Here is a 12,971-nt window from a genome sequence, read left to right on the forward strand (position 1 = left end):
AAACGTGGAATTATATGTAACTTAGCTTGACAATTCGCGGTAATTTTGCGAATAATTAAGATATCTTTATAATACGTTTTTACTAACTTTAGCTGGTTTGATGCCAGCTATTTTTATCCAACCGTTTTTTATGATAGAGTTAACTGCTGACCAGAACAATATGAATCTTTTAGCAGGTTAAACCTATCGATCGTACGTTGAGGGCACATTTTTGAATATATCAACTTTACCAAAATTAAGCCATCCTGATGTGGATATTGCACAGTTTGACCTAATGCGTGTATTGGATTATTTGGATGATGCCGAACAGCAAATTGTTCTCAAAGCCTGTGCCTTTGGCGACCAAGCCCATATCAAAGATAAACGCAAATCTGGCGAGCCTTATATCACCCACCCTATGGCGGTAGCGGAGATTTTGGGTAGTTTTCGCATGGATGTCGATACCATCGTGGCGGCAATTTTGCATGATACCGTTGAAGATACGCCTACCACTGAAGAAGATTTGACCCGAGAGTTTGGCAAGGCAGTTGCCCAAATCGTCAATGGTGTTACCAAATTAAAATCCTCCAATGAAAAACACATCAATAAAGCCGCGACTTTTTATCGCATTATTACCGCAACGCTAGAAGATCCGCGCGTGTTGATTGTCAAATTGGCGGACCGCCTGCACAATATGACCACCATTGAAGCTGTGCCTGAAAAAAAACAACAGGCAACCGCACAAGAAACGTTGGATTTTTATGTGCCGTTTGCACGTACGCTTGGGCTTAATGATTTAGCCGACTATATCGAGATTTTATGTTATCGCAGCCTAAATGCGCCTATGTATAATAAATTATCCGATAAGCTTATGCAGCATGGCTTGGGGCGCACCTTTCAACAAGAAGCTATTCATAATTATTTAAATATTGTTTTGAGCCGACTGGATGTTAAAGGTTATGTCAAAGATGTCGATAACCGTGTGACTTTGTTTCGGCAGTTCTTTAAAAATCGCGGCGAAATCACCGATTTGCTGTGGCATTATGAATTTATGCTAGTCATGGATAAAGTAGAAGACTGCGACCAAATCGCCAAGTATTTTATTAATAAATACCAAATTGCGCCTGAATGTATCGAAGACAATATCCGCCATCCACGTGCCGGGGGCAACCAATCGCTGACCATTACCTATAAAAACGACCATGACACCATCAAAGTGGTCATTCTGACTAAAACCATGCTCAAAACCACCCGTTTAGGGATTTTGATGGGTGAAGCAGCATCGCCACTTAGTCAGTCGGTGATTCAGGCTTCTCTACGCAATCTGCAAAACTTGATTGCCGACAATGAAAGCGATATCGAAGAGCAGCCATCCGATGCGGTGACGGTGGTCGATAAACTGATTGACTATCTTCACGAACGTAAAATTATTTGCTATACCCCAAACGGTGATGCCTATGAGTTGCCGCGCGGCTCCACAGCGCTTGATTTTGCCTATACTATCAGTACTCATATCGGTAACCGTGCAACCGGCGCTGAAATAAATGGCGTAGAAGCCAAACTGGGTACGATTTTGAAAACTGGCAATAGGGTCAAAATTCATACGGACCCCAATGCGATTCCAAAAGCGGAGTGGCTGGGTTTTGTGGCAACCAATAAAGCGCGGCGTGCGTTGTTTGAATGGTTAAAAGGCTTAAATCCTGAGCAAAAAGAGCACGAAGGTAAAACCGCCTTTGAGCGCGCGCTTAAAACGCAAAATCTTTCACTCGCTGATGTGAGTGATGAACAATGGCAATTGCTACTTGATTGGCGGGGCTTACAGGATAAAAGTGCGTTCTTTATGGAGTTTACCACAGGTAAATTGCTGCCGCAGATTGCCGTTTCGCGCTTATTGACCCAAGAGCAGCTTGCCAAAAACCAAGCCAGCGCCCATGCCGCTAACCAACCGCAAAGCTTGATTGCGGATGCCGCTAATATGGAGATGAATTTTTCCAGCTGTTGTCATCCGGTGTATGGCGACCCGATTGTCGGGCATATTTCAAAAAATGGCTTGGTGGTGCATCGACATAAATGTTTTTCAATTGATGAAATTCGCCGTGTCAACGAATACCAAGTAATTCCGCTACATTGGCGAGTATCCAACAGTGAGGATGAGATATCCAAGCGTATTTATTTTGATGCTGCGCTAAAAATTAATCAAAACCTGACCGATGAGCAAATCAGCGATTTAATCTTTATTGTGCGTGACACTCAAGCAGGTTTTGAATATATCGAACAGCGTAATGGCTATACTTTACTGTTTGTGGTGGTGCAAAGCCGTGACCAGATTGCAAGCTTAATTCAGCGCCTCCGTACCTTCTTGGGCTACCCCAATATTGTAAGACTGTATCAATGGAATGACGAAGTGCTACTTTCTCAGAGCCAAAATACGTCTGCGCCAAAAAATAAAGATATTTTATAAACCCATCATACTGTAATAGGAAATAATATGAGCCGTGACATCATTCATACTGACAATGCGCCTGCTGCGGTAGGCACTTATTCACAAGCCGTGAAAGTTGATAAGACTGTCTATATTTCAGGTCAAATCGGACTCGACCCAAATACCATGACCCTAGCCGATGGTTTTGTCAATCAGGCCAACCAAGTCATGTCAAACATCGATGCTATCTGCCAAGCCGCAGGTGGTTCGTTAGCCAATGTGGTGAAGTTTAATGTTTCGCTCACCGATTTGGCAGATTTTACGGCCTTAAATGAGATTTTTGTGGCGCGTTTGTCTGCCCCTTACCCTGCCCGTGCCGCGGTGCAAGTGGCTGCCTTGCCAAAAGGTGCGGTGGTCGAAATTGAAGCGATTTTGGTTTTAGATTGATTTTGGTTTTATAATGTTAACCCGCTCAAATGGAAGGTGAGTTACAAGACTTGCCTTTTTTTATGTCAAATTTTTGCCCATCTGACCACAGTTTAACGCCTAGAATTGGGCTATAATTTAACCCTACAACAATTTTTAAAGGTGTGTTTTGCTAATCCAAGTTGCCTTACCTGTGCCCATTGATTCGGTGTTTGATTATCGCGTTGTGGGCGATGCGTTGCCCACGATTGGCTGCCGCGTCCGAGTACCGTTTGGTGCGCGCAAATTGGTCGGCATTGTGGTGGCGCATATTGAGCACAGTCAGCTTACGCAAAATGCGATTAAACCTGTATTGGACATACTTGATGAGCTGCCGATTGTCGATGAGGCATTGCTAAAACTCGCTTATTGGCTGTCCGCTTATTACTGCTATCCGCTTGGCGATGTGTTCGCTGTCATGTTGCCGACTTTGATTCGTCAAGGGACGACGCTCGACTACCGACAATTATGTTGGCAACAATTACGCGATGCCACTGACGAGGATTTTTCTGCCAGTGCAAAAAAACAACGCCAACAATTTGCTTTATGTGAATTGGTCATCAACTTGCATGGCAATTCGCATAGTAATTCGCATAGCAATGACACAAAGCTTGTAAGTGAGTTTGCGCTGATAGACAACGGTGTCGAGCCCGCTTATTTAAAAAAATTTGAGCAAAAAGGTCTGATTGCGCCTATTTATCAAATGCCATCTTTACCCAAGCTTGCTAAGCTCGCCACCACGCCGCTTAGCTTAAATTTACAGCAACAACAAGCGGTGCAAAAAATCACCCACGCCTGCCAGCAGCCACACTATGAAGGTTTTTTGCTCAATGGGATTACGGGAAGTGGCAAGACCGAAGTGTATTTGCAAGTGATGCAAACGGTACTGGCGCAGGGCAAACAAGTGCTTATCTTAGTGCCAGAAATTGGGCTGACCCCACAGACCCGGCAGCGATTTGCCGAACGATTTGAAGCTCAAGTATTGATGCTACATTCAGGACTTAATGACACTGTGCGGCTTGATGGCTGGCAACAATGCCGACTGGGCTATGCACAAATTATTATCGGTACGCGTTCGTCAGTGTTATACCCATTTGCCAATTTAGGGCTGATTATTGTCGATGAGTCGCATGACCAATCTTACAAACAGCAAGACTCCCTGCGCTATCACGCCAGTGACGTGGCGCTCTATCGTGGGTTTCAGCTTAATTGTCCGGTGATTTTGGGCACCGCGACGCCATCGCTTGAAAGCCTATATCTGGTCCAACAAGGTAAACTCACTGAGCTTACTTTGACCCAGCGTGCAGGCGATGCCAAACCTGCCATCATGCAGCTGATTGATGCGCGCCAACAAGCATGGCAAAACGGTTTAGCGCAAAGCTTAATTCAAGCCATTCAGCAGACGTTGGATAAAGATGAGCAAGTATTGGTATTTTTAAACCGTCGTGGCTACGCGCCCATCTTATTGTGTGATGCTTGCGGTTGGCAAGCAGACTGCCCGCGCTGTGATGCGCATTTGACGGTGCATTTTCAGCCAGTGGCAACGCTAAAATGCCACCACTGCGATTGGCAGCAAGCCATCCCGAACCATTGCCCTAGCTGTGGTAGTAGCAATCTTGACCCTGTGGGCATGGGTACGGCGCGGATGGTTGAAGGGTTAACTGAGCTTTTCCCCGATGTGCCTGTGATTCAGATTGACCGCGATACCACGCGTAAAAAAAACAGTTGGGAGCAAGTGTATCAGCGTATTGCTGATAACCCCAAAGCCATTTTGGTGGGCACGCAAATGGTGGCAAAAGGGCATCATTTCCCCAATGTGACCTTGGTGGCAATCCCCAATGCTGACCGCGGTTTTTTATCCTCAGATTTTCGCTCGCCTGAGCATACCGCCCAGTTGATTATCCAAGTGGCAGGTCGTGCAGGTCGTGCCGATAAAGCAGGTCTGGTATTGATACAAACCCTGCAGCCTGAAAATCCTGCGTTACTGACTTTGGTACGTGAAGGATATCTGAGTTTTGCCCAGCAATTATTGACTGAGCGGCGCATGTTGGGATTGCCGCCATTTACTTACGCTTGTTTGGTACGGGTGGAAAGCAAATCGTTAGAAAACAATCAGCAAATTTTGCATCAAGCGATTGCGCTGTTGCCATCACGCCAGCACATGACAGCCTTGGGTATTGCGATTAATGGCCCGGTGGATGCGCCGATGGCAAAGAAAAACAGTCGCTATCACTCGCATTTATTGATTTTGACCAAAACACGCCACGTCCGCCAGCAGCTATTGTCGGACTGGTGGCGACAGACAATTGCGTTGCCATCGGCAAAGTATGCTAGACTATCGATTGACATTGATCCGATGAGTTGGTCTTAACCTGACTTGCAAAACCATTGCTTTTGCTAAAGCGCTTATTTCACGATGATGTTTGAATGGGCTTTTTTCAAGTCGCTGATTGGGCTACAATTTAGCTAATTTTTACCATTAATTAGGGTAAGTAAATAACAATGACCCCACAACACATTGAAGATTCAAAGCAGCCTACTGATGCGCACCCTAACGACCCTCATAACCCGCATCATGAGCAGCCTAATGCGCATGGTCATAGCAACAATCACCGCCATGATGACGCTGACCACAATCATAGTCATAGTCATAGTCACAGCCATACCGATAATCAGCGTATCATCACCATAGCGTTTGCCATCATTGCAAGCTATATGATTGTTGAAGTCATCGGCGGTTATATTACCGGCAGTTTGGCGTTGTTATCAGATGCAGGTCATATGTTTAGTGATGCTGTGTCACTTGCCATGACTTTGTTTGCGTTTATCGTCGGTAAAAAATCTGCTACCTCCCATAAAACTTTTGGCTATCGCCGTTTTGAGATTTTGATTGCACTCATCAATGGTCTGACGCTACTGATTATCAGTGCAGGTATTATCTATGAAGCCGTGCTGCGTTTTCAGCAGCCGCCACAAATCGCCACCACGGGTATGCTAGTTATCAGTACTATTGGACTTATCGTCAATTTGGTGGTGGCGAAGCTAATGCACGGTGGTGATACTGATAATCTCAATATGAAAAGCGCTTATTTACATGTATTAAGTGACTTGCTAGGCTCGGTGGCTGCGATTATTGCTGCTGTTGTGATTATGCTGTTTGGCTGGGTGTGGGCAGATGCGGCAGTGAGTATTTTGGTGGCACTACTGATTGTTCGTAGTGGCTATGCTGTTGTCAAAAACGCCGCCCATATCTTGATGGAAGGCGCGCCCAATGATATTGACCAAAGCGTTATTATCAACACCCTCTCTGCCCACCCAAACGTGTTATCGGTTCATGACCTACATATCTGGACGATTACCAGCGGCTTACATAGTTTATCTTGTCATATCATTGTCCCAAGCTCGCTTACCCTGCAGCAAACTGATGCACTATTATCAGACTTACAGCATGAGTTACAGCATTTAGGCATTGGGCACAGTACCATTCAATTTGAGAGTGATTTGCATGCTCACTCCGCGCAGTTTAATTGTGACATTACCAGTGCATCCCCTGTCCATGCACACGCACACTAACCGACTTTTTGACCTAAGGTGCCAAAAAATCGGTGCTACCGCTGAGCGTTTTTAGTTTTTATTTTGTGGGGTTTGCTATTTGCTTGCTTAACTTTTCTTACGATTAATTGCGTAATAGTGCGCATTACTTAGGCTAAATATGTTAGGATGAATCAGCACCCTGCTGTGGCAAGCCTTATTTGCTAAACGCTTGGTAAACGTTTGCCAAACAATTAAACATCTGTATGTAATATCTATATTAAATCTATATAAAAATCATTAGCTTACTGGAGGTAAACGCGTATGACACACCGTTCTGCACCTTTCGTGGCACCCAATTTGCATCTCACCCAATCTGATGGCTCAGACAACTCAGATAATGGCAATCCCTCAGCATTGCTGGTCGATGAAAAGGCGCATAAAAAACAGGTCAAGTTATTGCTCTCCACCTTGCAAGCCGATATTGCCCAGTTTCGGGATAATTTTTTTCCGCCGCCCTATCTCACCCAAATTCAAGACTTGCCTATTTATGCAGGCAATTTGGCAGAGGTACAAAGCTATGAGCAAACCTGGCAAGCTCTGATTGACCGCGCCAAAGGGTTTTATCCTTCAGCAGGATTGCCGCCTGATTATCTGCCATTACCCGCAAGCCTTGAGATACCGCAGTTTATTTATCATGTGCAAAAACTACATTTGACCCGTACCAAAGCCAAAGAATCCAAAAATTTTGGGTCAGTGGGTGCACTGGTTGAAAAATGCGGTCCGTATGAGGATGCCCACTTAATAGCGATGGAAAATGCCCTAGCGAAAAGCGAAGACGTGCGACTGGTGGCGCATCGTGAATTTATTGATTTACGCGCTTATGTGTTTTGTCGCAATCCCAAAGGTGAATTGCTAGAGCCTGAACGGATTCGTTTTTATCGCACAGGTTTGGTGATTCAAACATTAGCAGACTTTAAAGTGGTGGACAGTCGGCAAACTCCCCGTAAAAAACGCAATGACGCCTATAAAAATGCGATTGCCGATAACGGGATTTGGAAAATTTTTGTCAAAAATTAAAAATAATTGAGGTTTTGTATGTTTGTGCTTGCTGCCAGTGCTGATAGTTCTATGATGCTTGACGCAACTATCTTTTTGGGTGCGGCAGTGATTTTGATACCGCTTGCGAAGCGTTTTGGTATCGCCACGGTATTGGGTTATTTGTTTACAGGCTTATTGCTGGGTCCAAGTTTTTTGAAAGTTGCGGGTAACCCCGATGACTTGCTGCATTTTTCTGAATTTGGGGTCGTGCTGCTATTATTTATTATTGGCTTAGAGCTACAGCCCTCTCGGCTTTGGGCACTTAGGCAACAGATTTTTGTGTTAGGCGGGCTGCAGGTGATTGTCACGGGCGTGGTGCTGATGCTGCTATCGTGGTATTTTTTAGATATTCGGCTATCAAATAGCTTTGTCATCGGTTTTGGCTTGGCGCTGTCATCAACGGCGTTTGTGTTGCAGTTATTGGGTGAAAAAAAGCAGCTTGCCACCACGCATGGTCAGCAAGCCTTTACTATTTTATTGTTTCAAGATATCGCGGTTATTCCTTTACTTGCCGCCTTGCCATTTTTGTCGGGCGCGCAAGAGCAAAATTACGATTGGATTTATTTTGCCAAAGTCATTAGTATTTTTGCTGGCATGATATTTGTCAGTCGGTTTGTGGTACGTCCTTTCTTTAAGTTTGTGGCCTCTAGTAACGCCACCGAGCTGCTCACCGCCACGGCGTTGTTTATCGTACTGGGTGTGTCGCTATTGATGAATTATATAGGCTTGTCAATGGCACTTGGGGCATTTTTAACCGGGGTGCTATTGGCTGACTCCGAATACCGCCACGAGTTAGAGGCGAGTATTGAGCCATTTAAGGGTCTGCTGCTTGGGCTGTTTTTTATGTCAGTCGGTATGCTCACCAACGTCAAATTAATTGTCGCCAAGCCCTTACTCATCATTGGCTTGGCAGTATTGCTGATGCTCATTAAGTTTGTGGTGCTGACAATCATTGCGCGGCTCATGGGCAACAAAAACGAAAGTAGTATCCGTCTTGGGGTGACGCTAGCGCAAGGCGGGGAATTTGCGTTTGTACTGTTTAGCGTGGCGACCGCCCAGCATCTGTTAACCCGTGAACAACAAAATATTCTAAACCTTGTGGTAACTGTCTCAATGGCAATGACGCCACTGGCATTTTTATTACTGGAAAAAATTGGCAATCCGATATTTGCCAAAGCTAAGCCCAGTAAAGAATACGACAAAATACCCAACCATGAGCACGCAGTGGTGATTGCAGGCTTTGGACGTGTCGGGCAAATCATCGGTCGTGTGCTACGCATGCACAATATTGAATTTACCGCGATTGAAAAATCTGCCAACCAAGTCGATTTCGTCCGCAAATTTGGTAACCAAGTATACTATGGCAATCCCCAAAACCCTGAAATCCTACGCGCAGCAGGACTTCAACGAGCCAAAGTTTTTATTATTGCCATTGGTGATATCGAGCTGTCTGCTACGGTGGCCGATTATGTGGTACGCAATTATCCGCATCTGACCATCTTGGCACGTGCCAAAAACCGTGAGCATTATTATCGTTTGCGCGATGCGGGGGTTAAGTATATTTGGCGAGAAACCTACCTATCTTCGCTGGATATGTCACGCGAAACCTTGGAAGTATTGGGCATGGAGCCAGAAACCGCACGAAAAACCGTGCAAATGTTCCGCGATTATGATGACGCTTTGATTGAACGGCAGCGCGCCATCTATGAAGATGAAGCCGAGATGATTGCCTCAGCACAATCGGCGATTCAAGAACTCGAAAGCTTATTTGATAGCGATATGACCACCGCGAAACATGAACTCCATAAAGAAAAAGAACGATTTGAAAAATTAGCCGATGAATCCTACTCGCAAACAAAAAAATAACCCAAACAAACCATCAATAGAAACGAACATTTAAAATGTTAAAAATCATAAGGAGTACAAGCATGCAAATCCGTGTCGTACAACAAGATATTACGACCCTAGCTGTTGATGCGATTGTCAACGCTGCCAACAATTCATTGCTCGGTGGTGGCGGGGTTGATGGCGCTATTCACCGTAAAGCAGGCACGTCACTGCTTGCGGCATGTCGAGTGATTCATGATGAGCAAGGCGGTTGTCCTACTGGCAAAGCCGTGATTACCCCTGCAGGGAATTTACCCGCCAAATATGTGATTCACACCGTCGGACCTGTTTGGCATGGCGGACAGGCAAATGAGTCAGCGCTACTAGCAAGCTGTTACACCGAATCGCTGAAACTTGCTGAGCAAAACGGCGTTAAAACCATTGCTTTTCCCAATATTTCAACGGGTGTGTATCGTTTTCCAAAACAACAAGCCGCACAAATTGCGGTAAACACCGTAAAAGATTTCGTCAAGCAAAACGAAAATCATGAATTTGAAGATATTATCTTTGTCTGTTTTGATGCAGAAAATTATCAGCTTTATCTAAATTTAGTCCAGCCCGAAAATTAAAATATGCAAATTTTACATGATGTCGAAGCCTTAATTATCTCAAAGCAGTATCTGAATGCAATGTCCAAATCCATGGGCGACTGCCAACTTGCAATCATGAAAAATGAAACAATAAACCGCCTTAAGGGTGCATGATATCAGAGCCTACACCCACTGCGACCAGACCTGCCAAAAGCGATTGTGTATAAATCTTGGGTCATTTTTGCCGACAATCATTGGCGATATTTACAAAAATTAACAATTCAATTTTTGATAAAAAAAACAGCCTAATTTTAGACTGTTTTTTACCGATTTATAGAATTAGCAAGGACATCGCTTCATGCTACCGCCATTACTCGGGTAGCGCGCATCGACGCAGTAGCGAAAAAAGGTTTTTTCATCCATCGGCTCTAGGTCAGGATGCTGCTCCTGCATATGGCTGACGTAGGTCGCATAATCAGGGACACCGACCATCAAACGAAAGCTTTGTTGCATCCGTTTGACCAGCGTGATTAGGCGGGTCATATTTTTTGGGCTAAAAATTACCTCCTTTTGCGCCTTCAAGGTCATTTTAATCAAGTTAGCGATTAACGCGTTATTACTCATGTGACACTCCTCCTATCTGCGTAGCATGGTTTTGGTGAAATTCAAGTAATTGCACTATATAAGTGCAATTGCTGGTAATTTTTCACTAATGCGGTGCAGAAATATTCAAGGGTTTCGGATCTTCATAAATCGCCTCACCTTCAACCACAGTAGGTTTATCACTTGCCAAGGCTTTTGTTAATGCGCGAATCGTACCAACCATCATCACAATCAACACAATCATAAAGAAGCCACAAAGCACGGCATCCACATAGTTTGAGAATACGATGGTTTGCATCTCATCCAAGGTTTTGGCAGGTTTTAACACTTCACCTTTGGCAATCGCGGCGCTGTATTTGTGCGCTTGCGCCAAGAAACCAATCGCTGGATTTTCATGGAAGATTTTTTGCCAACCTGCCGTCAAACAGGTAATCAGTAAGAAAACTGTGGGTGCCACAGTGACCCAAGCATACTTTTGTTTTTTCATTTTAAATAAAACTGCGGTACCTAGGGTTAATGCCATGGCTGCCAAGATTTGGTTACCGATGCCAAATAGCGGCCACAATGAGTTAATGCCCCCAAGCGGATCAATGACGCCTTGGTAGACAAAGAAGCCCCAAGCGGCGACTGCAATCAAAGTCGCAAGCAAATGCACGCCGAGATTGGTTGAGCCACGCACCGATGGCACCACGATGCCGATGGTGTCTTGTACCATAAAACGACAAGCACGCGTCCCTGCATCTACGGCAGTCAAAATAAACAAGGCTTCAAATAAAATCGCAAAGTGATACCAAAACCCCATCATCGCCGTACTACCAAAGATAGACGATAGGATATGCGCCATACCAATCGCAAAGGTCGGCGCACCGCCTGTCCGTGAGATAATTGAGCTTTCACCCACTTGCTGCGCTAGTGTCGTAAGCGCATCGGGGGTAATCACAAACCCTAATTTTTGGATAGCGGCTGCAGCTGTCTCTGGGGTTGTACCTAAAAGCGCAGCTGGCGCATTAATCGCAAAATACATACCAGGGTCGAGAATGGTGGCACAGATCATTGCCATGATACCAACCATCGACTCCATGAGCATACCACCGTAACCAATGGCGCGAGTATCTACTTCATTATCCACAAGTTTTGGGGTCGTACCACTCGATACCAACGCGTGAAAACCAGAGATAGCACCACAAGCAATGGTAATAAACAAGAACGGAAATAACCCGCCTTTAAATACTGGTCCCGTGCCATCGATAAATTTGGTAACCGCGGGCATTTTTAACTCTGGCATGGTAAAGACAATCGCCAGTGCCAAACCTACAATCACCCCTATTTTTAAAAAAGTTGATAAATAATCACGCGGCGCAAGCAGCAGCCACACAGGCAATACCGATGCTACCACACCATAAATCATCAATGCCCAAGTCAGCTGGGTACCTGTCAAGGTAAACAATTCAGCCATCGCAGGGTCTTTGGCAATATCGCCACCAAAAACAATCGCCGCCATCATCAACACAAAACCGATGATAGACACTTCCATGATTTTACCTGGGCGTAAATAGCGCATGTAAATGCCCATCAGTAGCGCGATTGGAATCGTTGCCGCGATGGTAAATAGCCCCCAAGGACTGTGCGCCAATGCTTTGACGACTACCAGTGCCAGTACTGCAAGAATGATGACCATCACGCCGAGTGCACCGAGCATCACCGTAATACCCGTAAAAGCACCCAGCTCGTCTTTTGCCATTTCACCCAGTGATTTGCCATCACGGCGGGTCGAGATAAATAGTACAGTAAAATCTTGTACCGCACCTGCAAATACCACCCCAATGATGAGCCATAGCGTACCTGGCAAATAACCCATTTGTGCCGCTAAGATAGGACCGACTAATGGACCTGCCCCAGCAATCGCAGCAAAGTGGTGACCAAATAAGACGTATTTATTGGTAGGAACATAATCTAAGCCATCTTTTAGGCGGTGAGCCGGTGTCACGCGGCGGGGATTGAGTTCAAAGACTTTTTTGGCGATAAATAGACTATAGTAGCGATAAGCAATGCTATACGAACACACGGCAGCGGCAACAAGCCACACCGCGTTGATACTTTCGCCGCGGTGGAGGGCGATTGTCCCTAATGCCACTGCGCCAATAATTGCAACAAGTAACCACACTAACTTTGATAGCATGGGGGAGTTACTTGTCATTGCGGAATTTGTCTGCATGTCAACTCCTTTTTATATAAGGTCATCCTGGGGTAGAGATAAAAGCAATTATCTTCAACTGAACTAAATTAACATGTAATTACGTTAAAGCATTATTGCTTCATTTTTGTAATATTTTGCAAATTGTAACATGGATTGGTGGTCATTCGTCATTGAATATATCACTGTTACTCAATATATACTAAATTTACTGGCTTTAGCCTGCATCGTTGTTTGGTATAATGAGCCAATCAGCTTA

The 12,971-nt window shown here is 44.9% G+C and carries 9 protein-coding genes; 7 read left to right on the top strand and 2 right to left on the bottom strand.

Annotated features, from left to right (window positions below; genetic code table 11):
* The first annotated feature begins 274 nt into the window (after positions 1-274).
* From RT143_RS05570 to RT143_RS05600, 7 genes are all read left to right on the top strand, one after another.
* Positions 275-2,440: an HD domain-containing protein gene (locus RT143_RS05570; protein ID WP_313091737.1), complete on the top strand. Its 2,166-nt coding sequence runs from the start codon at positions 275-277 to the stop codon at positions 2,438-2,440.
* A gap of 27 nt (positions 2,441-2,467) precedes the next feature.
* Positions 2,468-2,848 (top strand): Rid family detoxifying hydrolase, encoded by a 381-nt coding sequence (locus tag RT143_RS05575; RefSeq protein WP_095355709.1) that lies wholly within the window; start codon positions 2,468-2,470, stop codon positions 2,846-2,848.
* 148 nt (positions 2,849-2,996) lie between these two features.
* Entirely contained in the window at positions 2,997-5,237 is a 2,241-nt protein-coding gene (locus RT143_RS05580) for a primosomal protein N' (RefSeq protein WP_313091719.1), read from the top strand.
* Positions 5,238-5,368: 131 nt separating this feature from the next.
* On the top strand, positions 5,369-6,439 hold the full coding sequence (locus RT143_RS05585; protein ID WP_313091720.1) for a cation diffusion facilitator family transporter: 1,071 nt from the start codon (positions 5,369-5,371) through the stop codon (positions 6,437-6,439).
* Between the two features lie 282 nt (positions 6,440-6,721).
* Positions 6,722-7,477 (top strand): hypothetical protein, encoded by a 756-nt coding sequence (locus RT143_RS05590; RefSeq protein ID WP_313091722.1) that lies wholly within the window; start codon positions 6,722-6,724, stop codon positions 7,475-7,477.
* 18 nt (positions 7,478-7,495) lie between these two features.
* Positions 7,496-9,364 (top strand): monovalent cation:proton antiporter-2 (CPA2) family protein, encoded by a 1,869-nt coding sequence (locus RT143_RS05595; RefSeq protein ID WP_138018992.1) that lies wholly within the window; start codon positions 7,496-7,498, stop codon positions 9,362-9,364.
* A 62-nt stretch (positions 9,365-9,426) separates the two neighbouring features.
* Positions 9,427-9,954 (top strand): O-acetyl-ADP-ribose deacetylase, encoded by a 528-nt coding sequence (locus RT143_RS05600; protein WP_128681296.1) that lies wholly within the window; start codon positions 9,427-9,429, stop codon positions 9,952-9,954.
* 300 nt (positions 9,955-10,254) lie between these two features.
* Here the strand turns inward: RT143_RS05600 and RT143_RS05605 are convergent, their stop codons facing one another.
* Positions 10,255-10,539, bottom strand: coding sequence for a YbdD/YjiX family protein (locus tag RT143_RS05605; protein ID WP_036598588.1), 285 nt, complete (start codon positions 10,537-10,539; stop codon positions 10,255-10,257).
* Between the two features lie 85 nt (positions 10,540-10,624).
* Entirely contained in the window at positions 10,625-12,715 is a 2,091-nt protein-coding gene (locus RT143_RS05610) for a carbon starvation CstA family protein (protein WP_409519692.1), read from the bottom strand.
* Positions 12,716-12,971: the final 256 nt, after the last annotated feature.

Source organism: Moraxella sp. CTOTU48268, from assembly GCF_032069585.1.
GTDB classification, from domain to species: domain Bacteria; phylum Pseudomonadota; class Gammaproteobacteria; order Pseudomonadales; family Moraxellaceae; genus Faucicola; species Faucicola cinerea.

Bases quoted from the DNA above. Each gene is read 5' to 3' on its own strand.
- RT143_RS05600 (WP_128681296.1), top strand. From the start codon at position 9,427: ATGCAAATCCGTGTCGTACAACAAGATATTACGACCCTAGCTGTTGAT.
- RT143_RS05585 (WP_313091720.1), top strand. From the start codon at position 5,369: ATGACCCCACAACACATTGAAGATTCAAAGCAGCCTACTGATGCGCAC.
- RT143_RS05605 (WP_036598588.1), bottom strand. From the start codon at position 10,539: ATGAGTAATAACGCGTTAATCGCTAACTTGATTAAAATGACCTTGAAG.
- RT143_RS05590 (WP_313091722.1), top strand. From the start codon at position 6,722: ATGACACACCGTTCTGCACCTTTCGTGGCACCCAATTTGCATCTCACC.
- RT143_RS05595 (WP_138018992.1), top strand. From the start codon at position 7,496: ATGTTTGTGCTTGCTGCCAGTGCTGATAGTTCTATGATGCTTGACGCA.
- RT143_RS05570 (WP_313091737.1), top strand. From the start codon at position 275: ATGCGTGTATTGGATTATTTGGATGATGCCGAACAGCAAATTGTTCTC.
- RT143_RS05610 (WP_409519692.1), bottom strand. From the start codon at position 12,715: ATGACAAGTAACTCCCCCATGCTATCAAAGTTAGTGTGGTTACTTGTT.
- RT143_RS05575 (WP_095355709.1), top strand. From the start codon at position 2,468: ATGAGCCGTGACATCATTCATACTGACAATGCGCCTGCTGCGGTAGGC.